General features: G+C 67.7%; 47 protein-coding genes. 46 read left to right on the forward strand and 1 reads right to left on the reverse strand.

The window, feature by feature from the left end; translation table 11 throughout:
- Nucleotides 1-126 precede the first annotated feature (126 nt).
- The 35 genes from AB0I15_RS19935 to AB0I15_RS20105 all read left to right on the forward strand — a co-directional run bounded on the left by AB0I15_RS19935 (nucleotide 127) and on the right by AB0I15_RS20105 (nucleotide 15,843).
- On the forward strand, nucleotides 127-366 hold the full coding sequence (locus AB0I15_RS19935; protein WP_358097191.1) for a helix-turn-helix transcriptional regulator: 240 nt from the start codon (nucleotides 127-129) through the stop codon (nucleotides 364-366).
- Nucleotides 363-542: a hypothetical protein gene (locus AB0I15_RS19940; RefSeq protein WP_358097193.1), complete on the forward strand. Its 180-nt coding sequence runs from the start codon at nucleotides 363-365 to the stop codon at nucleotides 540-542. The genes AB0I15_RS19935 and AB0I15_RS19940 overlap by 4 nt, the downstream gene beginning before the upstream one ends.
- A complete protein-coding gene (locus AB0I15_RS19945; RefSeq protein WP_358097195.1) occupies nucleotides 539-1,384 on the forward strand; it encodes a hypothetical protein in 846 nt (281 codons plus the stop codon). The genes AB0I15_RS19940 and AB0I15_RS19945 overlap by 4 nt, the downstream gene beginning before the upstream one ends.
- Complete coding sequence (locus AB0I15_RS19950) at nucleotides 1,381-1,704, forward strand: hypothetical protein (RefSeq protein ID WP_358097197.1); 324 nt, start codon at nucleotides 1,381-1,383, stop codon at nucleotides 1,702-1,704. The genes AB0I15_RS19945 and AB0I15_RS19950 overlap by 4 nt, the downstream gene beginning before the upstream one ends.
- Nucleotides 1,701-1,835: a hypothetical protein gene (locus tag AB0I15_RS19955; RefSeq protein ID WP_358097199.1), complete on the forward strand. Its 135-nt coding sequence runs from the start codon at nucleotides 1,701-1,703 to the stop codon at nucleotides 1,833-1,835. The genes AB0I15_RS19950 and AB0I15_RS19955 overlap by 4 nt, the downstream gene beginning before the upstream one ends.
- 16 nt (nucleotides 1,836-1,851) lie before the next feature.
- Nucleotides 1,852-2,019, forward strand: a complete 168-nt coding sequence (locus AB0I15_RS19960; protein WP_358097201.1) for a hypothetical protein — start codon at nucleotides 1,852-1,854, stop codon at nucleotides 2,017-2,019.
- A gap of 83 nt (nucleotides 2,020-2,102) precedes the next feature.
- Nucleotides 2,103-2,363, forward strand: a complete 261-nt coding sequence (locus AB0I15_RS19965) for a hypothetical protein (protein ID WP_358097204.1) — start codon at nucleotides 2,103-2,105, stop codon at nucleotides 2,361-2,363.
- Complete coding sequence (locus tag AB0I15_RS19970) at nucleotides 2,360-2,761, forward strand: hypothetical protein (protein ID WP_358097207.1); 402 nt, start codon at nucleotides 2,360-2,362, stop codon at nucleotides 2,759-2,761. Before AB0I15_RS19965 ends, AB0I15_RS19970 begins: the two co-directional genes overlap by 4 nt.
- A complete protein-coding gene (locus AB0I15_RS19975; protein WP_358097210.1) occupies nucleotides 2,758-3,531 on the forward strand; it encodes a hypothetical protein in 774 nt (257 codons plus the stop codon). Before AB0I15_RS19970 ends, AB0I15_RS19975 begins: the two co-directional genes overlap by 4 nt.
- Nucleotides 3,524-3,976: a hypothetical protein gene (locus AB0I15_RS19980; RefSeq protein ID WP_358097213.1), complete on the forward strand. Its 453-nt coding sequence runs from the start codon at nucleotides 3,524-3,526 to the stop codon at nucleotides 3,974-3,976. The genes AB0I15_RS19975 and AB0I15_RS19980 overlap by 8 nt, the downstream gene beginning before the upstream one ends.
- Nucleotides 3,973-4,272, forward strand: coding sequence for a hypothetical protein (locus AB0I15_RS19985; RefSeq protein ID WP_358097216.1), 300 nt, complete (start codon nucleotides 3,973-3,975; stop codon nucleotides 4,270-4,272). Before AB0I15_RS19980 ends, AB0I15_RS19985 begins: the two co-directional genes overlap by 4 nt.
- Nucleotides 4,269-4,538 carry a hypothetical protein gene (locus tag AB0I15_RS19990; RefSeq protein ID WP_358097218.1) on the forward strand — a complete coding sequence of 90 codons (270 nt, stop codon included), beginning with the start codon at nucleotides 4,269-4,271 and terminating at the stop codon, nucleotides 4,536-4,538. Before AB0I15_RS19985 ends, AB0I15_RS19990 begins: the two co-directional genes overlap by 4 nt.
- Nucleotides 4,538-5,194, forward strand: coding sequence for a hypothetical protein (locus tag AB0I15_RS19995; protein ID WP_358097221.1), 657 nt, complete (start codon nucleotides 4,538-4,540; stop codon nucleotides 5,192-5,194). Before AB0I15_RS19990 ends, AB0I15_RS19995 begins: the two co-directional genes overlap by 1 nt.
- Nucleotides 5,181-5,786, forward strand: a complete 606-nt coding sequence (locus AB0I15_RS20000; protein ID WP_358097224.1) for a hypothetical protein — start codon at nucleotides 5,181-5,183, stop codon at nucleotides 5,784-5,786. The genes AB0I15_RS19995 and AB0I15_RS20000 overlap by 14 nt, the downstream gene beginning before the upstream one ends.
- Nucleotides 5,783-6,277: a hypothetical protein gene (locus AB0I15_RS20005; protein WP_358097227.1), complete on the forward strand. Its 495-nt coding sequence runs from the start codon at nucleotides 5,783-5,785 to the stop codon at nucleotides 6,275-6,277. The genes AB0I15_RS20000 and AB0I15_RS20005 overlap by 4 nt, the downstream gene beginning before the upstream one ends.
- Entirely contained in the window at nucleotides 6,274-6,639 is a 366-nt protein-coding gene (locus AB0I15_RS20010) for a hypothetical protein (RefSeq protein ID WP_358097229.1), read from the forward strand. Before AB0I15_RS20005 ends, AB0I15_RS20010 begins: the two co-directional genes overlap by 4 nt.
- A 277-nt stretch (nucleotides 6,640-6,916) precedes the next feature.
- Nucleotides 6,917-7,369: a hypothetical protein gene (locus tag AB0I15_RS20015; protein WP_358097232.1), complete on the forward strand. Its 453-nt coding sequence runs from the start codon at nucleotides 6,917-6,919 to the stop codon at nucleotides 7,367-7,369.
- Nucleotides 7,370-7,452: 83 nt separating this feature from the next.
- Nucleotides 7,453-8,190, forward strand: coding sequence for a BRO family protein (locus tag AB0I15_RS20020; protein ID WP_358097235.1), 738 nt, complete (start codon nucleotides 7,453-7,455; stop codon nucleotides 8,188-8,190).
- On the forward strand, nucleotides 8,190-8,978 hold the full coding sequence (locus AB0I15_RS20025) for a hypothetical protein (RefSeq protein WP_358097237.1): 789 nt from the start codon (nucleotides 8,190-8,192) through the stop codon (nucleotides 8,976-8,978). Before AB0I15_RS20020 ends, AB0I15_RS20025 begins: the two co-directional genes overlap by 1 nt.
- 67 nt (nucleotides 8,979-9,045) lie before the next feature.
- A complete protein-coding gene (locus tag AB0I15_RS20030) occupies nucleotides 9,046-9,450 on the forward strand; it encodes a hypothetical protein (protein ID WP_358097239.1) in 405 nt (134 codons plus the stop codon).
- Nucleotides 9,447-9,650 carry a hypothetical protein gene (locus tag AB0I15_RS20035; protein WP_358097241.1) on the forward strand — a complete coding sequence of 68 codons (204 nt, stop codon included), beginning with the start codon at nucleotides 9,447-9,449 and terminating at the stop codon, nucleotides 9,648-9,650. Before AB0I15_RS20030 ends, AB0I15_RS20035 begins: the two co-directional genes overlap by 4 nt.
- On the forward strand, nucleotides 9,647-10,039 hold the full coding sequence (locus AB0I15_RS20040; RefSeq protein ID WP_358097244.1) for a hypothetical protein: 393 nt from the start codon (nucleotides 9,647-9,649) through the stop codon (nucleotides 10,037-10,039). The genes AB0I15_RS20035 and AB0I15_RS20040 overlap by 4 nt, the downstream gene beginning before the upstream one ends.
- Complete coding sequence (locus tag AB0I15_RS20045; RefSeq protein WP_358097247.1) at nucleotides 10,036-10,479, forward strand: hypothetical protein; 444 nt, start codon at nucleotides 10,036-10,038, stop codon at nucleotides 10,477-10,479. The genes AB0I15_RS20040 and AB0I15_RS20045 overlap by 4 nt, the downstream gene beginning before the upstream one ends.
- Nucleotides 10,476-10,877, forward strand: coding sequence for a hypothetical protein (locus AB0I15_RS20050; protein ID WP_358097250.1), 402 nt, complete (start codon nucleotides 10,476-10,478; stop codon nucleotides 10,875-10,877). The genes AB0I15_RS20045 and AB0I15_RS20050 overlap by 4 nt, the downstream gene beginning before the upstream one ends.
- Complete coding sequence (locus AB0I15_RS20055; protein ID WP_358097253.1) at nucleotides 10,874-11,416, forward strand: hypothetical protein; 543 nt, start codon at nucleotides 10,874-10,876, stop codon at nucleotides 11,414-11,416. The genes AB0I15_RS20050 and AB0I15_RS20055 overlap by 4 nt, the downstream gene beginning before the upstream one ends.
- The gene (locus AB0I15_RS20060) at nucleotides 11,413-11,805 is read left to right on the forward strand and encodes a hypothetical protein (RefSeq protein WP_358097256.1); all 393 of its coding nucleotides are present in this window, start codon (nucleotides 11,413-11,415) and stop codon (nucleotides 11,803-11,805) included. Before AB0I15_RS20055 ends, AB0I15_RS20060 begins: the two co-directional genes overlap by 4 nt.
- Nucleotides 11,802-12,038, forward strand: coding sequence for a hypothetical protein (locus tag AB0I15_RS20065; RefSeq protein ID WP_358097258.1), 237 nt, complete (start codon nucleotides 11,802-11,804; stop codon nucleotides 12,036-12,038). The genes AB0I15_RS20060 and AB0I15_RS20065 overlap by 4 nt, the downstream gene beginning before the upstream one ends.
- Entirely contained in the window at nucleotides 12,035-12,751 is a 717-nt protein-coding gene (locus AB0I15_RS20070) for a hypothetical protein (RefSeq protein WP_358097261.1), read from the forward strand. The genes AB0I15_RS20065 and AB0I15_RS20070 overlap by 4 nt, the downstream gene beginning before the upstream one ends.
- Nucleotides 12,748-12,987, forward strand: a complete 240-nt coding sequence (locus tag AB0I15_RS20075) for a hypothetical protein (protein WP_358097264.1) — start codon at nucleotides 12,748-12,750, stop codon at nucleotides 12,985-12,987. The genes AB0I15_RS20070 and AB0I15_RS20075 overlap by 4 nt, the downstream gene beginning before the upstream one ends.
- Nucleotides 12,980-13,195: a hypothetical protein gene (locus AB0I15_RS20080; protein ID WP_358097266.1), complete on the forward strand. Its 216-nt coding sequence runs from the start codon at nucleotides 12,980-12,982 to the stop codon at nucleotides 13,193-13,195. The genes AB0I15_RS20075 and AB0I15_RS20080 overlap by 8 nt, the downstream gene beginning before the upstream one ends.
- A complete protein-coding gene (locus tag AB0I15_RS20085) occupies nucleotides 13,192-13,374 on the forward strand; it encodes a hypothetical protein (RefSeq protein WP_358097268.1) in 183 nt (60 codons plus the stop codon). The genes AB0I15_RS20080 and AB0I15_RS20085 overlap by 4 nt, the downstream gene beginning before the upstream one ends.
- Nucleotides 13,367-14,197, forward strand: a complete 831-nt coding sequence (locus tag AB0I15_RS20090) for a DNA adenine methylase (protein ID WP_358097271.1) — start codon at nucleotides 13,367-13,369, stop codon at nucleotides 14,195-14,197. Before AB0I15_RS20085 ends, AB0I15_RS20090 begins: the two co-directional genes overlap by 8 nt.
- 41 nt (nucleotides 14,198-14,238) lie before the next feature.
- The gene (locus tag AB0I15_RS20095; RefSeq protein ID WP_358097274.1) at nucleotides 14,239-14,673 is read left to right on the forward strand and encodes a winged helix-turn-helix domain-containing protein; all 435 of its coding nucleotides are present in this window, start codon (nucleotides 14,239-14,241) and stop codon (nucleotides 14,671-14,673) included.
- The gene (locus AB0I15_RS20100; protein WP_358097277.1) at nucleotides 14,660-15,124 is read left to right on the forward strand and encodes a WhiB family transcriptional regulator; all 465 of its coding nucleotides are present in this window, start codon (nucleotides 14,660-14,662) and stop codon (nucleotides 15,122-15,124) included. Before AB0I15_RS20095 ends, AB0I15_RS20100 begins: the two co-directional genes overlap by 14 nt.
- Nucleotides 15,124-15,843: a hypothetical protein gene (locus tag AB0I15_RS20105; RefSeq protein ID WP_358097280.1), complete on the forward strand. Its 720-nt coding sequence runs from the start codon at nucleotides 15,124-15,126 to the stop codon at nucleotides 15,841-15,843. The genes AB0I15_RS20100 and AB0I15_RS20105 overlap by 1 nt, the downstream gene beginning before the upstream one ends.
- 217 nt (nucleotides 15,844-16,060) lie before the next feature.
- Here the strand turns inward: AB0I15_RS20105 and AB0I15_RS20110 are convergent, their stop codons facing one another.
- Complete coding sequence (locus AB0I15_RS20110; protein WP_358097283.1) at nucleotides 16,061-16,297, reverse strand: hypothetical protein; 237 nt, start codon at nucleotides 16,295-16,297, stop codon at nucleotides 16,061-16,063.
- Nucleotides 16,298-16,444: 147 nt separating this feature from the next.
- Between AB0I15_RS20110 and AB0I15_RS20115 the strand changes: the two genes are divergently transcribed.
- Genes AB0I15_RS20115 through AB0I15_RS20165 form a run of 11 tightly spaced genes read left to right on the forward strand, consistent with a single transcriptional unit; the run spans nucleotide 16,445 to nucleotide 22,239 of the window.
- Entirely contained in the window at nucleotides 16,445-17,797 is a 1,353-nt protein-coding gene (locus tag AB0I15_RS20115) for an HNH endonuclease (protein ID WP_358097285.1), read from the forward strand.
- Nucleotides 17,798-18,694 (forward strand): hypothetical protein, encoded by an 897-nt coding sequence (locus AB0I15_RS20120; protein WP_358097288.1) that lies wholly within the window; start codon nucleotides 17,798-17,800, stop codon nucleotides 18,692-18,694. It abuts the gene before it with no gap.
- Between the two features lie 3 nt (nucleotides 18,695-18,697).
- Nucleotides 18,698-19,018 (forward strand): hypothetical protein, encoded by a 321-nt coding sequence (locus tag AB0I15_RS20125; protein WP_358097291.1) that lies wholly within the window; start codon nucleotides 18,698-18,700, stop codon nucleotides 19,016-19,018.
- Entirely contained in the window at nucleotides 19,015-19,392 is a 378-nt protein-coding gene (locus AB0I15_RS20130; RefSeq protein WP_358097293.1) for a helix-turn-helix transcriptional regulator, read from the forward strand. Before AB0I15_RS20125 ends, AB0I15_RS20130 begins: the two co-directional genes overlap by 4 nt.
- Nucleotides 19,389-20,210 (forward strand): hypothetical protein, encoded by an 822-nt coding sequence (locus tag AB0I15_RS20135; protein WP_358097296.1) that lies wholly within the window; start codon nucleotides 19,389-19,391, stop codon nucleotides 20,208-20,210. The genes AB0I15_RS20130 and AB0I15_RS20135 overlap by 4 nt, the downstream gene beginning before the upstream one ends.
- A gap of 45 nt (nucleotides 20,211-20,255) precedes the next feature.
- A complete protein-coding gene (locus AB0I15_RS20140) occupies nucleotides 20,256-20,444 on the forward strand; it encodes a hypothetical protein (RefSeq protein WP_358097299.1) in 189 nt (62 codons plus the stop codon).
- Nucleotides 20,445-20,454: 10 nt separating this feature from the next.
- The gene (locus AB0I15_RS20145) at nucleotides 20,455-20,853 is read left to right on the forward strand and encodes a hypothetical protein (protein ID WP_358097302.1); all 399 of its coding nucleotides are present in this window, start codon (nucleotides 20,455-20,457) and stop codon (nucleotides 20,851-20,853) included.
- Complete coding sequence (locus tag AB0I15_RS20150; protein ID WP_358097304.1) at nucleotides 20,850-21,107, forward strand: hypothetical protein; 258 nt, start codon at nucleotides 20,850-20,852, stop codon at nucleotides 21,105-21,107. The genes AB0I15_RS20145 and AB0I15_RS20150 overlap by 4 nt, the downstream gene beginning before the upstream one ends.
- Nucleotides 21,100-21,387: a hypothetical protein gene (locus AB0I15_RS20155; protein WP_358097307.1), complete on the forward strand. Its 288-nt coding sequence runs from the start codon at nucleotides 21,100-21,102 to the stop codon at nucleotides 21,385-21,387. Before AB0I15_RS20150 ends, AB0I15_RS20155 begins: the two co-directional genes overlap by 8 nt.
- Entirely contained in the window at nucleotides 21,380-21,934 is a 555-nt protein-coding gene (locus AB0I15_RS20160) for a hypothetical protein (RefSeq protein ID WP_358097310.1), read from the forward strand. Before AB0I15_RS20155 ends, AB0I15_RS20160 begins: the two co-directional genes overlap by 8 nt.
- 2 nt (nucleotides 21,935-21,936) lie before the next feature.
- A complete protein-coding gene (locus AB0I15_RS20165) occupies nucleotides 21,937-22,239 on the forward strand; it encodes a DUF397 domain-containing protein (protein WP_358097903.1) in 303 nt (100 codons plus the stop codon).
- The last annotated feature ends 120 nt before the right edge of the window (nucleotides 22,240-22,359 follow it).

Below are 22,359 nucleotides of genomic sequence, written 5' to 3' on the forward strand. Positions count from 1 at the left end.
CCCCACCTCCAGACCGGGTTGCCACACGTGCATCTGGAGTCACATCGAGTCACGACTCGGATTTTGACATCAAGTGAGTCATAGAGATGGGTTGTGTGAAGCGTAACTGAGTCATAGTGTGTCCACGTGCCACCAACCAAGAACACTCGACAGCACGGCCCAGCGATCCGCGCCCTCCGCGAGAAGGACGGACTTAGCGTCGAAGAACTCGCCGCACGTGTCGACATGCACCCGCAGTCCCTGCGGAATGTCGAGCTGGAACGGCGGCCCATCTCACACGTCAAGCTCAATCTCCTCGCTCGTGCACTCCGGGTTGACACCGCCGCAATCAGCCGCGAATCAACCCCCGCAAGGGGGGCGGCATGACCAGCGACAACTCACCTGAAAGAAGAGGGCTCTCCCGTCCCTTGAAGGAGCTCATCCCTCAGCCGAGCGCCGAGCAGTTCCGCACTGTCATCCGCATCCTTGGCCTGGTCGAAGCCGTCCAACGCCGCCTCGACCGCGAGGTTGCCCAGCGCAAGACGCCAGGGGAAGCAGCATGAACGAGCTTGCTCTCACCGAGTCCCCGTCCCTCCGGGCTCAGTACGCCGACCGCGTCGAAGTACTCGACAAGGTCAAGGCGGTCAGTCTCCTGCCGGACGGGATCCACGCGGACATCCCGACGGTGGCGCGGTACTACGAGGTCAGTACGTCCACGATCGACAGCGTCATCCGTCGCAATCGCGAAGAGCTGACCAACAACGGGCTGCGCGTCCTCAAGGGTGATGAGTATCGCGAGTTCGCGACCGTCAATACGAAGATCGCAAACTCTAACGCTCGATCGATCACCATCTTCACCCGACGCACGGTCCTCAACGTCGGACAACTGCTCGCAGACTCGCCGATCGCAAAGGCCGTGCGGACCTACCTCCTCGACGTCGAGGAGCTGTCGTCGCCGGAGCAGCGCAATGAGGCTGTGGAACGTGCCGTTGTCAGCCGCGAGCAGATCAAGATGCTCAAGGCCGCGACCGGCCTCGTGGACGCCGAGTGGCTCGGCTCCAAGACGAAGGTGGTCATCGCGCGTGGACTCGGCGAGCAGCCCGAGATCGACCCCGCCGATGTGCCGCTGTACGTGCCGGACTACTTGAAGGCCAAGGGCCTGAACAAGGACCAGATCAAGTCCGTTCAGTCCTGGTTCGGTCGGCGCGTGGCGAAGGTCTACGAGATGGAGCACGGGCGCAAGCCCGGCAAGCGGCCAGAGGAGACGCCCACCGGGGCGATCCGGGAGACGCTCGCCTGGACGAAGCGCGACCTGCCCGTCTTCGACAAGGCATGGGCTCTCTACTACGCCGACGAGTACGAGCGGCCTGGCGAGTTGACCCTGCTGGACGGCGGTGCGTCTTGAACGTCAACGACCACATCGCCCTCATGTTCGGCCGATCCCAGGACGGCTCGTACAAGGTGCCCGCCGATCTTTCCGGCAGGACCAGCGAGATCCTGCCGCTCATCGAGCAGATCGCTGAGGCCCGTGGCGAGACCCCGGATGAGGTGCTGTCACTGGACTGGATCTCCCTGTTGGAGAGCTGGCTGTGCTCGGTGGTCCGCACTGAGGCGATGCAACTGCGCCTGTACGCCCGGCGCAACAGCTTGGACCACCTGGAGTTGACGCTCGCTCAGGCGATGGCCGAGCAGGCGCTCAAGAGATTCAGCGAGGGCGCGCCGTGACCGCCGCCGAGCGCTGGACCGCCGCCTACATGACGGCCGGCCTGTCGGTGCGGGTCTCCGAACTCGATGCTCTTGACGCCGCCGACTACACGGACTGGTTCGTCCCTCCGCAGCGCACGCCTACCCCCTGACCTGCAAGGAGCCCCCATGTACCGCTTCAACGGCGCCCACCACAAGGGCTACATGAAGACCGTCCGCGAGGAGAAGCGCTGGGAGGCGGAGGAGCGAAACGCTCGCACGCCGAAGAAGCGCACCCGCGCCTACCGCGAGAGCGGCACCGCGAGCAGCAAGCAGACCGCGTCCCGCAAGCCCTGACGTAAGAGGCCCCGCCGGACGGAACCCGACGAGGCCGAGACCAACCCGCTCGAGAACGACTGATCGAGAGAGCAGGAGAGTCAGTGACCAAGGTACTTGAAACCCTCGCCGCCTACACCCAGGCCAACGCGCTGGACACGGGCGGAGGCCACCTGAGGACGGCGCTGCTGGCCGCAGTCCTGGTGGACCGCCACGAGGTCGACCCCGGCGAGGCGATCGCACTCGCCCGCTACGACGCCTTCGACTCGCGGGTCCGTGAGGCCGGCAACGAGGTTGAGCGGCTCATCAAGGAAGCACGTCGTGCGGTTCTGGCCGCCGAGATGGGCGAAGAGGTGCCTGCGTGAACGTCGAGACGAGACTCCAGGTCGTTGCCCGCCCGTCCGTGCTTGAGGTCGCCGTCCTGCACCTGCCCGCCGGTTCGGTCGCTGTCGTGGAGCACCTGTTCGGGGTGCGCGAGTACGAGACGCCGCTGCCCGACATCGAGTGGTGGGCGGTCGTCCCCGGCAACCGGGACGCCATCGCGTGGGGTGCGGTGCCGTGCTGGTACGGGTCGCTGCGAGGTGTCCGGAACGGGCGCCTCCGGCTGGACCGCGATGCCTGGCATGAGGCGGCACGACTGCTGAGGTCGGCGCCGGTCGTGTACGTGGCCTACGAGCAGGTGCGGCACTACGGGTCGTGGCGGTGGACCGCCGTGTCCGCGTCGGTGGCCGGTCTCGCCGAGAAGGCGGGAGCTAGTGCATGAGCGACTACCGAGAAAGCGCTGAGGCGTTCGCCCGCGACACCGCCGGGCACGAGATGACGGTCCTGCTGGACCAGGGCCTTCACCGGCACCTGCGCTTCCAGAAGCCCAAGAGCGGCAACTGCTGGTTCGAGATCGTCACGTGGCCGGGCAGTCTCGCCATCCGGGGAGACATCGACGGCGGCTACATCTTCACCCGCACCACGGACATGTTCGAGTTCTTCCGCAGGTCCGGCCACAACGACACCATCAACCCGGGCTACTGGGCGGAGAAGACCGAAGGCGGGCGTGACGGCTGCCGGTCGTACTCGGCGGACCGTTTCCGTCAGCGTGTGGCGGAGTACTTCGACGCCCATGCGGAAGACGACGCCTTCGAACGTGCTGTCGTCAAGCTGAAGGAACTCGGCCTTGACGGCGACAACCTGGACGCTCTGCCCAAGGCTGCTGCTGAGGAGTGCGCCAGGGCGACCGCCGCCCACATGAAGGCCGTCCGCGAGGCGTTCGACAAGACGATCGACGGGTTCTGGGCCGAGTACAACGTCGAGTACGAGGACGAGGCACGTAACGCGCTGAACTCGTTCGACTTCTACGACAACCCGGACGACCGCTACGACCCGGAGAAGCGGCCTGACTTCGAGTTCTGTAACACATGGGACTGGGATTTCAAGGATCCCGGCTACTGGTTCCTGTGGTGCTGCCACGCGATCGCGTGGGCGATCCGGCAGTACGACGCCGCGAAGTCCGCCGACAAGGCGGAGGTGGCGCATGCCTAGGCGCGATCTCCAACGCCTCATCAACGGCCACGACTGGTACGGCTTCCTCGCCTTGGACAACTTCGACGAGGTCGTCAGCCGCATCAAGATGATGATCGGCAACGGCCAGCCGTACACGTGGGTGGCGACCAACGAGGCGTTCGGCCTGCGCGCCGAAGTGCGGGCCAGCATGGTCGCCGAGAAAATCAGCGTCGAAACGTCGCCGCACGACGACGGCACGCCGCGAGGGCACGTGTGGGTGTGCGACACCTACGGCGTGTGGGGGGTGTCCACCACCGCTCCCGACCAGGCGTCCGCCCGGGACGGCGGCAAGTCCACCTGTGTCTTCCTGAACTTCGAGCGCACCTGCTACGGCGAGAAGCTGACGATCGAGCATTACGTCCTCGCGGGTGACCGGGTGTGCTGGGTGATCGCCCTTGAGGCGGCTCGGGACGGTGCGTCATGAGCACCACGAGCCTGACCACGAACGCCTACCAGGTGGCGAAGTACCTGCCTCGCGAGGGCGGGACGGTCTACGTGGTCGTCTCCTACCAGGGGCGTCGGCGCGGACGCGCGACGACCACGTTCGCCGCCTACCGGTACGAGCCCGCCACCGGATGGCAGTGCGTCAACGACTCCTGGACGTCCCTGGACGCTGCGGTCGAGGAGGTGGCCGACGTACACCGGTTCGCGCCGCTGGAGTACCCGCCGCTGATCAGGATCCTCGCTGACGCGATCGGACAGGCGGAGGCGGTCACGTGATCGGCGACTGGATGACGGTTAACGCCACCATCACCCGCATCTGGACCGAGACCGGCGTCCTGTACGGCATCACCGAGGTGCGTGGCCTCAGTAGACGCACTGGGCGGTCAGGCCTCCGGGTCGAGGACTCCCACGAGCACACGCGGGTGCTGGAGCGGTCCGTGAACGACCACATCGCCTGGCTGAACGCCAGCAAGACGAAGCGGCCCGCGAGCCGCAGAAGCCGGGCCGGAACCACCCGCAAAGTTAAGGGAGACAGCGTCTGATGGCGATCGATTCCAACTACAACGAGGTCGCGGCCCGCATCGTCGAGGCGCGCAAGAAGTACCCGGACGGAGTCCTTCAGCCGTACGACCCGGCGACCCCCTATCGGATCGAGACCATCGGGGAGAAGTCGTTCATCGTCTACACGGCCGCGTTCTACCGGACGTCGGACGACCCGCGGCCGGGTATCGGCGTCGCGTGGGAGCAGTTCCCCGGCAAGACGAGCTTCACTCGCGACTCGGAGTTGATGAACGCCGAGACCAGCGCGTGGGGCCGGGCTCTGGTGGCCGCGTTCGCCGCGGACACCAAGAAGGGCATCGCCACATCGCTGGAGATCCGTAACCGCGAGGCGGAGCGGGAGCAGCCGCGCGAGCCGAAGTGGCAGGACCCTGGCGAGCAGCTCGTCACGAAGGCTCTGCTGGCCCGCCTTGGCCGCCAGTTCGCAGCGCTCGGCGTGGTTGGCCGCGACGAGGGGCTGATGACGATCGGCGCGCTGATCGACGTGACCGTGTCGTCGACGAAGGAACTGACGAACGCCCAGGCGCAGCAGCTCATCGAGAAGCTCGACCCGCTGACCAGATCCGAGGATCCCGCCGCCGCCCTCGCTGAGGCGCTGCGGCAGGCAATGGCGGGGGAGGCCACCGATGACGCCGCGTGAGGCCGCGTTCCGGGTGGCCGTGCTGGACACGCTGTCGAAGCGTGTCAGCGCTGCCCTCGCTGCGGCCCGCACGGAAGCGGAGCCGCTGTTCGCCGTCGCGCACGAAGCTGGCTTTCCCCAGGTGGAGATGAAGCTGCCGTCCGGTGAAACGGTCGGCAAGGTGTCCATCAAGGCAGGCGAGGAGTCGATCATCATCGACGAGGCCGCCTTGTTGAAGTGGGTGGAAGCAAACTGCCCGGAGGAGATCGAACAGACCGTCTCCACCGCAGCCCTGTCCAAGCCTGACGTGGCGGCTTACGTCCGCAAGCTGCACCCCGATCTGGTGTCGTCGCGGATCCGCCCGGCCTACCGGACGAAGCTCCTCACGGAGATCACGGATGACGGCGAGTTGGTCAACGAGACCACGGGCGAAGTGGTCAAGGTCCGCGAGGCCAACACGGAGGCACCTACCGGCGCGTTCGTGCTCTCCTTCGAGCGGGCCGGCAAGGGCAAGCCAAACGGCCGTGACCGGATCGCGAACGCCTGGCAGACCGGAGAACTGTCGATCACAGACCTGCTCCGCCCCGCCCTTGAGGCGGGTGAGGGTCAGTGACCTACTCCTCGCTGCCTCCCAGAAAGAAGCCGCTGCGGAACAAGACGCCGCTACCTCCGAGCGGCCCCATCGTGCGGAAGACGGAGATGCCTCGCGGCGAGGGCTTCCAAGCCTCGGGCAACCTCAGCCGGAAGACGGACCTGCCCAAGCAGTCGAAGAAGCGCCAGCGAGAGAACCGCGAACGCCGCGCCATGAAGAACGAGATGTTCCCGGACGGCACGCCTCCGTGCATCGTCCCATGGTGCGGAAGGTGGGCTGAGGATCTCCACGAACCGCTCACCAGGGCTCGCGGTGGGTCGATCACGGAGCAGGACAACGCCGTTCCAACGTGCCGCCGCCATAACGGAGAACTTACCGAGGAGCCGGCGTGGGGGTACGAGCTGAACCTGCTCGTCCACGAGTGGGACCGGCGGACGTACGCGGAGGTTGCCGCTGACCGGCGTGACGCGATGGACCGGTGGCATGCGGAGAACTCGCGGGAGGCGTCGTGAACATCGACGTCCTGACGTGGGAGGACGACTGCCCGGCGTGCGGAGCGGACGGTCCTTACCGGTGGAACGGCGAGGAGTTGGGCTGCCTGTCCTGCGGTACGCCGCGAGAAGTCGACCCTGAGCTGATCGCGTCGGTGCTCGGCATGGAGTTCTGCAAGTGGTGTCGCGAGGAGCGGCCCGCCGGCCACACGTGCCGGACCGAGGAGCCCCGGTGTGAGGACCCGACCCGCCTCGACCGGTGCGGTATCTGCCGTACGGACCTTGATCTGCAGGCGATGGATCTCGCCCGCCGTGAGGCAGAGGCGGCTCGACGCCGGGACGCATCCCTGTACGGCCCTTCCGACTCTGACTGTCCCGCCTAGGAGACGCCCCGTGTTCATGCCCCACACCAAGTGGCCCAACGGCTGCGTCGTCCTGGCCGCCCTGGTCGCCGTCGCGATCGTCGCCGTCATCGTGACCGCCGTCCTCTACCTCGCCGCGTAGGAGGCAAGCCGTGACACCGAGCCCTGAGCCCGACAGGGGCCGAGGCGGATTCGTTGCTCTGGCTCTCGGCTTGGGCGGGGTCGTCCTCGCTGTCCTGCTGCTTGTCGTCGCGCTCATGACCGAACACCTGCCCGCCTAAACCCCCAGGAGATTCCCATGACGTACGTCGATGACCTGTACGAGCCGAACGACCGAGAGCCGGACGAGGACGAGCGGTGGGCGCCGGGCGTGGTCCCGATCAACCTGGACGACGTTGAGAAGCGTCTGGCCAGGCTGGAGCCGCTCCTGCCGCCCTCTGGCCTGGTGCGCGAGGACGACAAGCAGGACATGGAGGACTTGCGGGAGCTGATCGGCCACGACGTGCCCGGCCTGATCGCTGACCTGACCGCCGCCCGCGAGCGGATCGCCGGCTTCGAGGCGCTGGAGAAGCGCGAGGAGTGGGCGGTCACCCCGAGCCGGGACGGCACCCCCGACGACGGGGTTGGCGTCTCCTGCAACGACAAGGCGGACCAGGCCGCGTGGCTCGCTCGGGTCAATGGCGCCCAGGCGTGGCGGCGGAAATTCTCCGTCCACCCGTGGGAGCAGATCGACACCGACGCCCCGTTCTGATCGTCCCTCCGCCGCTGGCCCCGACCTATCGGGGGCGAGGCCAGCGGCGGCAAACCCTCAACGAACAAGAGGAGCGTCCTCAAATGAGCGTGACCCTGATGCAGCCGCCGGACGACGAATCACCGTTCGACAAGATCCGCCGTGAAGGCGTGCAGGGCGAGTACTGGCTCGCCCGCGACCTCATGAAGCTGCTCGGCTACACCAAGTGGGAGCGCTTCGCCGCTTCCATCGAGCGGGCCTACCTCGCCGCCCAGAACTCCGGCCTTGACCCTGACCAGGCGATTTCCCGGCTCCGGGAAATCGGACAAAGCGGCGGCGCCAGGGTGGACTACTGCCTCAGCCGCTACGGCTGCTACCTGGTGGCGATGAACGGCGACCCGCGCAAGGTCGAGATTGCTCAGGCTCAGACGTACTTCGCGGTCAAGACCCGTGAGGCCGAAGCGGCGCAGGCTTCTGCACTGGCCGCCGCCGAGAAGGTCGCCGCCTTGCCTGCGCCCGAACCTGTTGAGCCGACCACGTACCCGCTCGTTGACGTGATCGTCCTCATGCGGCAGCGGTTCGGTGTCCGTGTCCACCTGAATGACCTGACCCGAATCCTGCGAGCGGGCAGCGTCCTACGCCAGGACGGCCGGCCATCCGCCGACTTCAGTCACCTGTTCTGGCTGAAGAAGAACGGCACCTACGAGGTGTTCGAGCACACCATCGCGCCGCTCTACCACATCTACGAGTCCACGAAACTGCGCCTGGAGATGGCCGCTCAGAGCGCGTTGCGCATGGACCCTCCCGGCTGGCCTGAGCTTCCCCTGGAAGGCGGTGCGTGATGGCCGACCGCTACCGCTGGCAGCCTCACGAAGTCGAGGCGATTCGCTGGATGGGCGAGGACAACTGCGCCGAAGTGTTCGCGTTCGCCGGCCTGAACCACGACGACTGGGCGGATGAGACGGACCACTCGGTCCTGCATTTCGAGTCCGGCGACGGCGGCCACGCGACCGCCCGGCACGGCGACTGGCTGGTCAAGGGAGGCGACGGCCACGTCTTCGTCTGGGACGACCCGTCGTTCCGCTCCCGCGTCGAGCCCCTCCCTGAGCCTGCCGGACCGGAAGCGAACTACCACGACTCCGTGAACCACCTGCGCGGCGACCTGATGAAGGGCAGCGCCCGCTGGGAGAAGGTCGTCGACGAGTACGCGGGCAGGTCCGGCAAGGCGGAGACGACGGCGTTCGCGGCAGCCCTGATGGCGGGCTCGTACAGCTACACCCTCTCCGCGATCATCGGCTACGCCCGCAAATATGGGGCCCACGTCGCCCACGATCTGGCGTTCGAGGCTGACGAGATCCTCATGAACGGCGACTTCGAGGCGATGAACGCCGACGTCATCGCCTCCTCAGCCGACAGTCTGCCGCTGCCTGAGGGCGTGACCGTCGATGCGACGCAGGGTTCGCACGGGGAGCCCGGCGCGCACTGGCGTTGCGCCGAGCACCGGCACTCCGGCACATGGACCGACCACGAAGACAACGCGCTCGCGGCTCGGGCTGACGCGATCGCCCACCTGGACCGTCTGCACGACGGCTGGCGGACCGCTCACGAGCACGTCGAGCAGGCCCCGTAGCAGTTCCCCCGCCCACCTCCGGGTGGGCGGTGCTCCACCGAACCGAACGTCTGACGCAGGAGAACCAGTGACCAACCCGTTTCCCGCCGTAGACCAGGCCAACCTCCGCACCCTCACCGACTCTGGCATCGCCCACTACCGCAAGCTGAACGAACGCGACGAGAAGGAACTGGACCTGCTGCGCACCGAACGCGCCCGGCTCTCCGCCGAAATCTCCTCCGTCGATGAGGTGATGGCGGACCTGCACGAGACGATCGGCCGGCGTCAGGCGAAGATGCGCGGCGACGTCATCGCCCAGCTCCCGGCGGGGTCGGTGCCGCCGCTGGAGGGCGGGCCGGGCGACCCTCGCGTGCATCAGGGGACCTGGGACGGGTTCGCGGCGAGCCCGGACTTGTCGCCGGACCCGGACGCGAACCTGGAGCGGCTCAGCGAACTGCACGACGCCCAGAACGCGCGAGAGGGCGCACGGTGACCGCGATACATCGGGTGGCCCGCTTCCTGGGGCTGATCCCGTCCCGGCATCCGGCAGGTTCGCTGACGGGCTGGTCGTGCCAGGCCCGTATCCGCCGCGAGGCGTTCGACGACTTCTCTCGGACTCGCAGCGCCCCTCTCGGGATCTTCCCGATGGCCGCCCCTGACTACCCCTCCTACTCCCCGAAGGATGCCGCATGAGGCCCCTCGACAAGATCGTCCCCTATCCCATGAACGGGAAGGACGCCACCGCCGACGCGATGGCCCGCCACTTCACCGCCTTCGCCCAGCTTCACTGGCGGCTCGCGGCCGACCACCCCGACGCCGACCAGGCCCGCCAGTCCATGAACATGACCATCGCCTATTACGGGCTCGCCTACCTGCTGCGGGAGATGCCCGCACGCGACGGAGACCGGGTCGCCAAGGAGCTGTGGGAGACGTGGGACGACGGCATGGGCGTCGGCGTGAACCTGTGGGGCTGGCTGGAGGAGTACGGCATCGACCCGAAGGCGATCGGCGAGATCGCCGGGCAGGTTACGGACGTCAACCCGCAGGCCGGCACTCAGGCCGGGACGGGCGGTGCGGCATGAGCTACGAGAGCCGCGCCTACGACAACGAGCACGGCGACCCCGTGGTGGTGCTCATTACGACTGGTACCCACGATGTGTCCCGCCTGGTGAACTTGCTGGCCGGTAGCCGGTTGGCGCTGTGCGAGCACGTCGGCGTGTCGGAGGAGATCCTCCGCCAGGTGAAGCGCCACAGCGGCGGCAAGGCAGCACTCAGGCTGCTGGCCGCACACGGCGGCCCGGACCTCAGCAAGGTGCCCGCCAAGTACACGGCGACCGGCTTCGGCACCACGACCACGGAGGACACAGGCCAGGTCGTCCTCAACATCGACACCACTGACGGCCCGGTGCACATCGACCTCGGGACCGAGTTCGCCGAGCCGATGGGTCTGTTGCTCCTCGACGATCCGGCCCACAGCGATGGCGTGTTCTGCTCGGACGACGACACGGCTGGTGCGGCATGAGCGACATCGCCCCGTACGACATCGCCCACGTGATCGGCGTGCTCCTCGACCGTACACAGACCAACGAGGGTGGCGTGATCGGCGCGAACGTCCTGGACGAGGTCCTGCACATCGACCTCACACATCGCGACGGGGACAAGGACCACTTCCGGGCGGTCGTCGTCGAGGGCGAGACGGACCCGATCGTGCTGGAGCGCCCCGCCGAGCCCGGCAACGATATCGGCGGTAGAGCCGAACCGGGCATGGTCGTCATCGACGATGAGTGCCCCGCCTGCGATGTGGAACTCCACTGGTCGTGGACGCCCGAGGAGGCTCGCTCGCTGGCCGCCCACTACGCCGCGCTCGCTGACGAGGCTGACCGCCTGGCCGCTCAGGCTCAGACAGGCGGTGCCCAGTGATCGACCAGACCGTCTACCGCACCCGTGACGAGAGCGTCCTGTCCGCCTGGCGCGACGCCGAACGGCAGGTCGCCGACTGGCGGACACGCTTCGACGCAGGCTGCGTGAGCCTCGGCATTGACCTGACTCAGGTGATCGCCAACACGTGGAGCGGGCGCATCAAGGGCGTCCGCCACACCGTCGGCGACCCGATCCCGGATGGGTGGCGCTACGACAAGCGCGAGGGCCTGCTGATGCCCGCGCTGAGGACGCCCGCTGGACGCCGTCTGGCAATGGTCCTGGACGGCCTGAAGCGGCCCATGCCTGCTGACGAACTGCCGGGCATGCCGTACGTCCACCTGACTGAAGGCGGGCTGGTCCGGGTTACGGCGCGGCTGATGGGCGACGGAGCCCTGTACGCCGAGTGGCCGTGCCGCATCTCGGAGAGTCACGGAGTGGACCTCACGATCTGGGAGCCGGTCAAGCTCTCCGAGTACTACGCGGCGAGGGAAGCCGCTGACGAGGCCGAGCAGGCAGGCCAGAACGGCGGCCAGTCATGACCGCCCTCAACGACCTGATGCCTCCCTACCCCAGAGCCGAGCAGGACGTGACCGCTGACGGTCTGGCCCGCCGCCTGATGGTGGAAGCCCACGCCGACCGGGTCCGGGCCGCCTCCTACCACCAGGTGGCTGAGCCGGCACCGGCGGAGGCGAGCGCCTACCACTACGCGAACGCCTCGGCGACGGCCGGATACGCCGCCTCGCTCTTCCTGACGCGCCTGGCTGAGATCGCCCCCGCCCTGGCGGACGAGATGGCTCGCGCTGTGTGGCGGAGCTGGGAGGACGCGCCTCTCACCGAGTGGACGTGGGCTGCCCTTCAGGAGCTCGGCATCGACCCCGCCCAGGTGACCGAGGCCGTTCGGGCTGAGCAGTCCGGGGGTACACCGTGAACGCCCGCGACCACTTCGCTTTCGCCGCTGCTTTCGCTGCCGCCGCTCTGGTGTGCTTCGGTGCCACGCTGTGGGCCGTCATCGACGTGCTGTCGCGCCCGTTCTCGTGGCAGCCCGTGCTGACTGTCGCTTTCGGGGCCGCCACGACGGCTGTCCTCACCGCGCTGACGGTGTCCTCCCGCAAGAAGGGCCGCCGCGCTGCTGAGGACGAGCGTCAGGGCGGTGCCTGGTGACCTCCTCCGACCAGATCTCCCCGCAGCACCTCACCGAGATCAAGGCGCTCATCGAACGAGCCCACATCGAGATCGGAGAGGTCGCCGAGCAAGGCCCCCACAACCGCTGGCGGATGCACGTCCCGGCCGATCCAAGCAGGGACACCGACCTCGTCATCTCCGAGGCGCTGAAGGGCGCTGAGGACCTCGCCGCTGAGGTGGGTCGCCTCAACAAGTACATCGACTCGATCGACCGGCTCAACGAGGTGGCTGACGCTGACTGGAAGCAGGAGGTTGATCGCCTCACGTCGGTGGCGCACAACCAGGCACGCATGATCTCCGAGATCACCGCCGCGTGCATGGCTGCCGAGGCCGAGGTGGAGCGCCTTCGCACTCCTCCGCCTCCGGGCGAACTGCGCGGGCTGGACACGATGTGTGCCGCCCTCCACGCGGCCACCGAGACCGACCCCGTGGTGAAAGAGGTCGCGTGGCGCACCTTCGCTCTCATCCGCGCCCACCGCGAGCAGGGCGCCGAGGTGGACCGCCTCAACACCCTGCTCGCCGAGGTTCGTGAGGACGCACTCCACCTGGACCTGGAACTGAAGGGCGCACACGAGAAGGCTGACACGCTCGAGGCCGACCTCGGAGCGCTCAGAGATGCGTTGAAGGCCGCGCTCGAAGAAGGCGACACCGAGGCTGTGGTGGCCGCCGCTCGCAAGGCGGTGGCTCCGTGAACGCCTGGGAGAACCTTGAGCTTTTCGCCGCGTTTCTGAACGGCGCCGCCGGATCCTCGTGGCTCCTCGCCGCCGCCGTGATCGTGGTCATCCTGGTCGGCGTCGCAGTCCCGTGGACCTGGAGCCGGTTCTGCCGGCTCCGCTCCGTGCAGGAGATGGCGGAACCGGCCCACAACCCGGACCTGGACCGCTGGGAAGCCGCGTGGCGCCGCAAGCAGGAGGACGACCGTGGGTGACTTCGTCCTGTACGCACTCGCCGCCATCGGCGCCTTCGTCGTGGCGCTGGCCGCGGCGCTCACGATCCTGCTGCTCCTGGGGTCGGCCAAGGTCCGCGTAACCCGCGACAGGCCGCTGCCGAACTCGGACCTTCCCGCGCTCGACCCCGCCACGTTCAAGGCGTTGCACGACGACATCGCCGCGTTCGAGGACGGAGAGAAGCCGTGACTGACCTCCGCTCCTGCTGCCAGAAGGCGTTCATCGACCGGGAGACGCCCGAGGAGCACTTCCCTCGCTGTACAGCCCGCGATGAGGACCCGCAGACCGAGGCGTTGTTCGACCCGTTCACGCCCGCCCCCACCCTCCTGGACGGTCCCACACGGACAGGCGGTGACCGAGATGCCTAAGCCTCCTCTCACCTACTACGGCGGTAAGACCACGCTCGCCGACAAGATCGTGCGCCTGCTGCCTGCCCACGAGCACTACGTGGAGCCGTTCGCCGGGTCACTGGCGGTGCTGCTGGCCAAGCCGCCGTCCCGGATGGAAACCGTCAACGACTTGGACGGCGAACTCATGAACTTCTGGCAGATCCTGCGGGACAGGCCGCTGGAACTTGAGCGGGTGTGCGCCCTCACTCCACACGGACGGCAAGAGCACGAAGCCTCCTACGACCTCGACGCCTGCGACGAGTTGGAGCGCGCCCGCCGCGTCTGGGTGCGGCTGAGCCAAGGCCGTGCCGGAACCCTGCGCAAGACAGGCTGGCGCTACTACGTCGACCCCGGCGGGTCGTCCTCGTCGATGCCCCGATACCTGGCGGGCTACGTCGAGCGGATGGCGGCCGCCGCTGAACGTCTGGCCATGGTGACGCTCGAATGCCGCCCGGCCGCCGATCTGCTCGCGGCCTACGGCAAGCACGCCGAGGTGCTCCTGTATGTGGATCCGCCCTACTTGGGGTCGACGAGGGCGCGCAACTACCGGCACGAGCTCGGTGGCGAAGCAGAGCACCGAGACCTGGCCGCGCACCTCGACGCCTGCGCCGCGGCGGTGGTGCTGTCCGGTTACCACTCGCCGCTGTACGACGAGCTGTACGACGGCTGGCATCGGGTCGAACTCGAGGCCTTCACCGGCCAGTCCACCGGCTACCAGTCCCGTACTGAAGTCCTCTGGTCGAACCGTCCTTTCCCGAACACCACTCCTTCGCTGTTCGACACGGAGGTGGCCCATGCCTGAGATCCCCCTGTCGCTTCCCCCACGGAGAGGAGCAGAGCACCGTGGCTGACCTCATCAGAGTAGATCGCGACGCCCAGCAGGCATGGCAGGGAAGCAAACTCCTGTCGCTGACCTCGATGGAGTTCAAGCTCCTCGTCTTCCTGACCGAGCGCGCCGGCCAAGTCGTGTCGATGAAACAGATCCTGGCAGGGGTGTGGCGGACCGAGTGGATGGGCCTGCGCAAGTCGCTGACCACCACGTTGGTCAGGCTGCGCCGCGAACTCGGTGACGACGCCCAGCACCCCATCTACATCACCACGATCCGGTACGAGGGGTGGCGGTTCGAAGCCTCGATGGTCACCCCCTCGGAGACCCGCACGGTCGACATCGACGGCCGCCGCTACGACGTCCTGCACTGGGAGAAGCACCCCTTCCAGGGGTCGACGGCCACGTTCACACTCCACGCCCGAGAGGTGATGCCCGATGGCCGGCGTTGAGTGGAGTTGGCAGCGGGATGCCGCCTGCCGGGGCGAGGACCTGCACCTTTTCTTCGGCCGCGACGGCGAAAAGTACGGCGCCCGGATGGTGCGCGAGCAGAAGGCGATCGCCATCTGCGAGGGCTGCCCGGTGGTCCGGTCGTGCCTGCTTGCCGCGTTCGAACGTAAGGAGGACACGGGCGTTTGGGGCGGGCTCGGCGAGGCGGAGCGCGCCTTGAGGAGGCGCTCCTGGCTACGGTCGGCCGCCTACGGCAAGCGAGCCGACAGCCAGACCGTGAACACCCCGGCCGACAAGCGCTGCGCGGGATGCGGGACGACGAAACCGGCCGCCGACTTCCCGAAGGACCGCCGCCAGACGGACGGCCTCAACCGGACGTGCAAGGAGTGCGCCAACAAGGCCGGCAAGGCGAACCGGGACCGGCAGCGTGCCGCGGCGCAGGCGGTGGCGTGATGGCCGATCACCCGCACGGCAACCCGAACCGGTACCGGTACGGCCCCGACGAGAACGACCAGCCTGGGAAGGGCTGCCGCTGCCGCTCGTGCACGGCAGCGAACACGCGGTCGATGAACATGTACCGGCTGGCGCTCGCCACCGGACGGCACCAGCGTGACGTTGACGCCAAGCCGGTACGTCGGCACGTCCGCAAGCTGCAGGCGGCCGGCATGGGCACCCTGCGGATCGCCCAACTTGCCGGGGTGAGCCACCAGGTGGTCAGGGCGTTGCTGTACGGGGTGCCCTCAATTGGGCTGCCTCCGACTCGACGGCTGCGTCCTCGGAATGCAGCCCGTCTGCTGGCCGTCCGCCACGGCCAGTTGCCGCCCGCAGGCTATGTGCCGGTCGCGGGTTCACGGCGGAGGCTGCAGGCGCTGTGCCTGAAGGGCTGGCCTGTGCATGTCCTCGCCGCGGAGGGCGGCATGTCGGTGGACACCCTGCAGCGGCTGACCAGCTCGTCCTCGCAGACACGCATGGAGGTGGAGACGGCCCGCAAGGTGGCTGAGGTGTTCAAACGGCTGTGGAAGGTCGACCCGGCCGCCGCCGGCGTGCCTGCCGCGACGGTGGCCCGGCTGCGGGGCCTCGCGGCGGCCAAGGGGTGGCTGTCTCCGCTGGCGTGGGACGACATCGACAACCCGGCCGAGAAGCCCCGGGGCGTTCGGCGGGTGGCGTCATGACCCGGACCAAGGCCCGCGAGTGCGGCACGAAGGTCCGCCACCCGTCCCGCTCCCACGCCCTGGAGCACCTGCACCAGTTGCTGAACAAGGGAGCTTCCCCAGCGCTGATGCATGTGTACCGGTGTCGCGGCTGCTTGTCCTGGCATGTGGGTCACCGTCGAGGCCGGAGGAAGCGGTGACCGGCCGGGCGTCTTCCTGGCCGGTAGCCGGCAAAAGGTCAGGAGTCCGCGGGCTCGGGCGGCGCGATGCCGGCGTCGCGGGCGGCGACCTGGAAGCGCCGGATCTGCTCGCGCGTCAGCTTCAGTTCGGCGGCGACGTCCTTCTGTTGGACGGTGCCGGCGTTGCGGGCGAGCAGAATCTCTCGGCCGAGTTGCGCTTGGGCGTCGGCGATCAGCTTCTTGGCCTGGGCTTTGGCGTCGTCGAGAGCGGTCTTCGCATGTCGGATGCCGGTCATGGGGTCGGACACCTTTCCATAATCGCACCTCTGTTGAGGCCAACATATCAGAGGCCCCAATCGTTCAAGCCTCAAGCTGATATGCCTCAAAAGAGTTGGCATAAGATGGGCGAACCAGGCACCTCCCCATCAACCTCAGGAGCCCAAGTGGCCGTCAGCAAGCGCCTGCGTCACGAGATCTTCCGCAGGGACAACCACACCTGCCAGAGCTGCGGGGCCAAGGCGCCCGACGTGAAACTCCAACCCGACCACGTCGTCCCTGTCGCGCTCGGCGGCTCCGACGATCCGTCCAATCTGCAGACCCTTTGCGAGGACTGCAACGGCGGTAAGTCCGCTACTCCTCCAGACGCCTCAACAGTGGCGAAGGTCGCTGGCGACGCCGAGCGGTGGGCACAGGCGATGCAGGTCGCGGCCGACAATCTGACTGACGAGCATCGGATCCGACTCGAAGCACGGACTGCCTTTGACGCCAAATGGACTGGGTGGAGCGAGGGTCGACCTCCGCTTCCTCGCCCATCCGATTGGGAGGGGTCGGTAGACGACTTCATCAGGGCCGGGTTGCCGCTGCCGGTCCTGCTCGACTGCATTGACATCGCCATGTCTAAACGGCACATCCCAGCCGCAGGGGTGTTCAAGTACATGTGCGGGGTCGCCTGGAAAGAGGTGCGAAAGCTGCACTCGGCGGCGCGGATTGTCGTGGGCACCGAAGGCTCCCAGAAGGTCGCCCCGGCGGACATCGTCTCTGAGTTGCCCGGCCGCGACGAGATCGTGAGCGGCATCCTTTCTCTTCTCTCCGATGATGAGAAGGAGGACGTCGGCCTCGACGAAAGGGAGATGGCTAGCCTCTCCGAGGACGGCGAAGACCAGATCGTTGAGGTGGTCGACGCCGTCCTCAGGAGTCTGCGGGCGGATACGGCATGGCTTGCATCATCAGCGATCGAACTGCTCGAAAACCTCCCTGACGGTATCGGCGAATACGCCATGAAGATCGCTCGGTTTCGGCTCTACGACCAGTACGAACTCGCGAACTTCACCCGACAGCGCTTTGCCGACATGGCCATGGGATACGCCTCCCGCCTCTTGCAGGTGCGAGATGCAGAACGCAGCCTCAGCTCCGTCACTCCGGAGGCCCGTGGCGAGTGGATCGCGTACGCCAGGGCACTGCATGACACTCACCCTCGCGACGGTTGGTACAGCGAGATTGAGGCCGATACAGCCATCATCCACGCTGCAACCTGCGCCGAGATGCTCGGCGACAGCGATTACCGTCACGTCAATATGTGCGGCAGCCATGGCGAGCACATCCGCGTGTGTCCGCGGGCGGCCCAGTACAGGGTCTACATCGCCGAACTGGATTGCTGCGCGCCCGATCTCGAAGCGACTCACCAGGGCCACCGGCTCTGCGAGCACCACATGGCGCTCATGGTCGACGGCAACCACTTCAACCGGCAAGGCGAGCGGCTCACCGCGCGCGCGTTCAAGGAACTGGACGACGAATAGATGACCTGGTTCAAGGTGGACGACTCGTTCTACGACCACCCGAAAGTCTTCGACGCCCCCGACTGCGCCGTGGCGTTGTGGGTCCGCGCCGGCTCTTGGTCTGCACGCAACCTGACCGATGGTCACGTGCCGACCAAAATGCCCGCGCGGCTCTGCGACGACCCCGAGACGGCGGTCAGGGAACTCGTTGACCGCGGGCTGTGGCGGCGAGCGAAGGGCGGCTACCAGTTTCACGACTGGACCAGTTTCCAGCCAAGCAAGGAAGAAGCGACTGCGGCGAAGGAGAAAAAGTCATCGGGTGGTCGCATCGGGAATCATCGCCGCTGGCACGTCAGCAGAGGAGTTCTGGACCCCGAATGCCCTTACTGCCAGGGCAAACAACCATCGGGTAACCGATCGCGATCCGATCGCATAACCGATGAGGCATCCGAATCGGGGCCGAATCCCCCCGTCCCGTCCCGTCCCGAAGGGACAGGGACGAATACAACTGGTCAGTCTTCTTCCCGCCGTAATGCGCCCGCGTGGGCAGAAGACGACGACTCCATTGATCTCGGCATCGTCGAACTCCTGGCGGAGTTGACGGGCCGGCAGATCTCCATCCTTGACGCCGCCGCGATCCGGCGGCGGATTCTCGGCGTCCGTGAGATCCGCACCAGTCGGTCCTCTTACGTGGCCGCAGCCATCGTGAACGACCCCAACAAGTTCATGCCGAACCGCCAGGAAGAGGGGGCGGACGAAGGCTCTCACCTGCGGCTCGTGCCCGACCGACCGGCCTGGTGCGGCCATTGCGAGAGCGACGCCTACCGCTGGCTGCTACTCGCCGACGACCGCTGGGCCAAATGCCCGGCCTGCAACCCGGACGCCAAAGACCCGTTCGCTTCGAAGGAGGTGTCGTGACCGATGCCCACGTCCAAGTTGGAGAACCCGCCCGAGATCCGACGGGCGGTGCCCGCCCTGATCGCCTTAGCCGCCAACGTCCGCCCTGACTGGAACGAGAGCGACCTGCAGAGCGCCATCGTGGCCGCGGCCACCGCGGGCTGGGACTGGCCGCGGGTCCTGGTCGAGGTGGTTCGCCTGCTGGTCGACCCGGACGGTTCGCCCCGGGACCTGCGCGAGGCGTCGAGGAACCCGCTCAAGGTGTCTCGCCCGCCGGAGCCGGGAACCGAGTCGCGCGGTGCCGAACTGGTGCGGCGGGCGATGTCCGGCGAGGAGGTGCCGTGACCGAGCCGTTCGCCGTGTTGGTGCGCCGCCGCCGCCGTGAGCGCGGCCTGACCCAGCAGCAGTTGGCCGATCTCGCCGGCGTGAGCCGCGGCACCATCCGCAACATCGAAGGCGGCATGCGGCCGTACGCGTCCACGGCCGCACAGATCGACGGCGCGTTCGATCGCTTCGACGAGTCCTCAGCCTTCGTGGCTCTCGCCAACGGGCCCGCGTTGGTGTTCGTCGCCGCCGACGGTGCGGCGCACGCGGTCGATAGCGACCGGTGGAACGCGGCGGTGCTGGCGCCGCGGGATCGGACTCTGCTCAAGGCGCTACTCGGCCATGCAACAACCCGGCTCTCTACCCCTCTGGAAGCACAGGAGACCCCGCGATGACGTACATCACCTTCGCCCACGGCGACGCCCAGGAGGCGCTGGAGCAGTTCCTGTCCGGCGACGACGACGGCCGGGACCGTGACGGCCGGCGGATCGCCCGCAACATCGCCCGGCCGGACGACTCCGGCCTGGCCGCGGTCATCGTGGACCCGGCCGAGTACGAGGAACTGCACGACGCGCAGGCCGCCCTGCGGGACTGGCTGACGCCGCGGCCCGACGACGACCCGGACGGGTACCGGCCGTTCCGGCATTCGCCCAAAGCGCAGGAGGACCGGCTGCTGCCGATCGGGCCGTTGCAGGATCCGCTCGCCCGCCTGCTGTGCGGCAGGCCGTTCGAGGAGCTGGAGGCGAAGGACCGCGACCGGGTGGCGGCGGCGGCGATGGTGTGCCTGCTGGACCTGAGGCTCGACCCGGACGACTCCGGGGCGGTCCCGGTGATGATGCACGCCCACAACGCCGAGCCGCGCGACGCCGCCCGGCCGTTGAAGTTGTGGCGGATCGCCTACAAGTCCGACGTGCACGGCCTGTACCTGCGGGTGTCCGCGTCCGGCTTCTTCGGTGAGGAGTGGGAGATCGTCACCGGCTCCGGCTTCCGGGTGGCGTCCGGGTTCTTCGGCCGTGACACGGCAGCCGCGGCCCTGTCCGCGATCGGCCGGGTGCTGCCGCAGGTCAACTGGATGACCGTCCGGGACGCCAGCGTGTTCACGCCCAACGCCCTCGACGCCCTCAGGCAGGTGTTCGCCCGCTACCGCGAGTCCGGCGTCAACGCGGCCGTGCCCGAACCGGAGCCCGTCACCGAGACGGCCGAGCCGGCGTGACCTGTCTTCCCGTCCCCGTCTTACCTGACCTCAAGGAGACCGACCGTGCTGAAGATCGACCTGCGTAGACGACAGGGCTTCGAACTCGCCAACACGGCCCGCCGAAACGAGAACCGCTCCCACTGGTACCGGCTGATCGGGATGCGCCGTTGGGTGCTGATCCTCATGGTCGCCGACGAGAACTTCGTCAGCGAAGCCGACCCGTCCAACGTCCCGCCCGAGACCATCCCGTAGGAGACCCCGAATGGCTGACACCAAGATCGCCCCGAACCCGTACAGCCCGTACGCCAACGCAGATCCGAACCTGCGGCACGCCTACCCGTCGTTCTTCGGCGCACTGCCGGACCCGGGCGTGCTGACCGTCACAGGCTGCCGACGGATGGCCGTGGTGGCGGAGAGCACGCCGCGCGACGTCATCGACGAGATGGCGGCGGGTCGCCTGCCCGAAGGCATGTGCCCGGTCTGCGTCAAGGCGGCCACCGAAGGCGAGCAGCACATCAGCTCCCTGCCCTGTCAGGCGTGCCGAGACTGTAGCGGCGACTCCAGCCAGGGCGAGCTGTGCGCTCTATGCCGCCAGGAGATGCACGACGAGTGGTGGCCGACTCGCGGGACCGAGCACGGGGGCGAGGTGTTCACCCGATGAGCGACATCCGGCCCGTCAACATCATCACCGCCGCGCTGCTGGCGCGGACCCTCCTCGACAGCATCGAGAACGGCGAACTGCCGGGCTCGCCGATCCGCCACCAAGGCGAGGAGATCTTTCTCCACACGACCGGTCAGGTCGAAGGCTGGCTGCGGACCTGCCTGGAGAAGGCAGGTCTGATCGAGCCCGTCGAGGACGACTGGGAGCCCCTGCCGGAGTCCGAGACCGCCCGGGAGGTGGGCATCCATGGCTGACACCACCGAGAAGACCGTCGCCGAAGAACTCCGAGAGGCTGCAGCGGGGCTGCGTGCGAATCCGCAGCGGCCCGTGGACGAGCCTCTCGCCTCCTGGCTGGAGTCCGCCGCCTGGGTCGCGCGGGAACACCCTCAGGACCCGGACTATGCGGGCCTGCCGGAGACGAAGTTCTGCACCGAATGCAACGACGAGGAGACGACCTGCGTCGCGTTCGTCGATCACGCTCTGGCCGTGGCTCGGGTTCTGAACGGCACCTCGCAGGAGGTGGACCGTGGCTGACACTCCCTGCTGGGTTCCGTCGTTCGCAGACGGGACGAAGGCTGTGGCGATGCCGGGAGCGTTCGTCGCGCACTACCCGAGCGAGCGGGCAGCCCGGGACGGGATCGCCCGGATCAACCCGACGGCTCCTGTCGCTCCCCGCCAACTGGACCAGCCATGCGTGATCGTCACCTGTGGCGGCTGCCTGGACACCTTCGACGGCGACTCCACCATCCACTTCGGGTCCGTTGAGGAAGCACACGCTGCGATCGGCGAGTGCACCGAGTGGAACCGGTGGACGGTCTTGCCGGATGGCGGCTACCTGTGCGACGTGTGCACCTGCGCCGCCGCGTCGGCTACGCAGGAGTGGGTGAATCCCACGCTTGAGGAGTGGGCCGAGGTGGCGCCTCGCCCGCCGGTGACGCCGCCCCGGATGGGCGAGGCGTTCACGCCGGTCCACGCGGACGCGGAAGAGGCCGCTTTGGGTGATCTGGCCGCGTTGACGGTCTCCAACGACCCGTGGACGGCGGCGTCGCTGGCGTTCGCTCCGACCGGTGAGAGGGCTTGATCGTGTACGCCGACGCGAGCGCTACCGCCTGGCGCAAGAGCACCTTCTGCAACGGCGCCTCAACGTGTGTGGAGGTGTCTCCTCTCCCGGACGGTGGCGTAGCGCTGAGGGACTCGAAGGACCCCGATTCGCCGATCTTGGTGTTCGGGCCGTCCGAGTGGGCTGCATTCGTGGCGGGCGTCCGGGACGGCGAATTCGATCTAGGAACCCTGCAATCCCTGGCCGTCGCTCCGAGCGTCGAGGGTCGTATGCGGGGCGCTGAGGCGGTTCTCGCGACTTCTGGGGCCGCTCAGGTCTCCCGCTAAGGCTCGTGCGCTCCGCGCGTCTCCTGGGGCCTCTACAGCCGCGCGGAGCGAACTCTAGATCGAGACAAGATCCACATATGACCAATCAAGATCCATGTTCGATAGGAGATCCGAACGATG

It is taken from the genome of Nonomuraea sp. NPDC050643 (assembly GCF_040654715.1).
Lineage (GTDB): Bacteria > Actinomycetota > Actinomycetes > Streptosporangiales > Streptosporangiaceae > Nonomuraea.

Coding starts and splice junctions, on each gene's coding strand:
- AB0I15_RS20060 (WP_358097256.1), top strand. CDS start 11,413: ATGACCGCCCTCAACGACCTGATGCCTCCCTACCCCAGAGCCGAGCAG.
- AB0I15_RS19995 (WP_358097221.1), top strand. CDS start 4,538: ATGGCGATCGATTCCAACTACAACGAGGTCGCGGCCCGCATCGTCGAG.
- AB0I15_RS20150 (WP_358097304.1), top strand. CDS start 20,850: ATGAGCGACATCCGGCCCGTCAACATCATCACCGCCGCGCTGCTGGCG.
- AB0I15_RS20145 (WP_358097302.1), top strand. CDS start 20,455: ATGGCTGACACCAAGATCGCCCCGAACCCGTACAGCCCGTACGCCAAC.
- AB0I15_RS19975 (WP_358097210.1), top strand. CDS start 2,758: ATGAGCGACTACCGAGAAAGCGCTGAGGCGTTCGCCCGCGACACCGCC.
- AB0I15_RS20120 (WP_358097288.1), top strand. CDS start 17,798: ATGACCTGGTTCAAGGTGGACGACTCGTTCTACGACCACCCGAAAGTC.
- AB0I15_RS20135 (WP_358097296.1), top strand. CDS start 19,389: ATGACGTACATCACCTTCGCCCACGGCGACGCCCAGGAGGCGCTGGAG.
- AB0I15_RS20090 (WP_358097271.1), top strand. CDS start 13,367: ATGCCTAAGCCTCCTCTCACCTACTACGGCGGTAAGACCACGCTCGCC.
- AB0I15_RS20040 (WP_358097244.1), top strand. CDS start 9,647: ATGAGGCCCCTCGACAAGATCGTCCCCTATCCCATGAACGGGAAGGAC.
- AB0I15_RS20125 (WP_358097291.1), top strand. CDS start 18,698: ATGCCCACGTCCAAGTTGGAGAACCCGCCCGAGATCCGACGGGCGGTG.
- AB0I15_RS20025 (WP_358097237.1), top strand. CDS start 8,190: ATGGCCGACCGCTACCGCTGGCAGCCTCACGAAGTCGAGGCGATTCGC.
- AB0I15_RS20050 (WP_358097250.1), top strand. CDS start 10,476: ATGAGCGACATCGCCCCGTACGACATCGCCCACGTGATCGGCGTGCTC.
- AB0I15_RS20155 (WP_358097307.1), top strand. CDS start 21,100: ATGGCTGACACCACCGAGAAGACCGTCGCCGAAGAACTCCGAGAGGCT.
- AB0I15_RS20100 (WP_358097277.1), top strand. CDS start 14,660: ATGGCCGGCGTTGAGTGGAGTTGGCAGCGGGATGCCGCCTGCCGGGGC.
- AB0I15_RS20015 (WP_358097232.1), top strand. CDS start 6,917: ATGACGTACGTCGATGACCTGTACGAGCCGAACGACCGAGAGCCGGAC.
- AB0I15_RS20105 (WP_358097280.1), top strand. CDS start 15,124: ATGGCCGATCACCCGCACGGCAACCCGAACCGGTACCGGTACGGCCCC.
- AB0I15_RS19940 (WP_358097193.1), top strand. CDS start 363: ATGACCAGCGACAACTCACCTGAAAGAAGAGGGCTCTCCCGTCCCTTG.
- AB0I15_RS20020 (WP_358097235.1), top strand. CDS start 7,453: ATGAGCGTGACCCTGATGCAGCCGCCGGACGACGAATCACCGTTCGAC.
- AB0I15_RS20000 (WP_358097224.1), top strand. CDS start 5,181: ATGACGCCGCGTGAGGCCGCGTTCCGGGTGGCCGTGCTGGACACGCTG.
- AB0I15_RS20045 (WP_358097247.1), top strand. CDS start 10,036: ATGAGCTACGAGAGCCGCGCCTACGACAACGAGCACGGCGACCCCGTG.
- AB0I15_RS19960 (WP_358097201.1), top strand. CDS start 1,852: ATGTACCGCTTCAACGGCGCCCACCACAAGGGCTACATGAAGACCGTC.
- AB0I15_RS19980 (WP_358097213.1), top strand. CDS start 3,524: ATGCCTAGGCGCGATCTCCAACGCCTCATCAACGGCCACGACTGGTAC.
- AB0I15_RS20110 (WP_358097283.1), bottom strand. CDS start 16,297: ATGACCGGCATCCGACATGCGAAGACCGCTCTCGACGACGCCAAAGCC.
- AB0I15_RS19985 (WP_358097216.1), top strand. CDS start 3,973: ATGAGCACCACGAGCCTGACCACGAACGCCTACCAGGTGGCGAAGTAC.
- AB0I15_RS19945 (WP_358097195.1), top strand. CDS start 539: ATGAACGAGCTTGCTCTCACCGAGTCCCCGTCCCTCCGGGCTCAGTAC.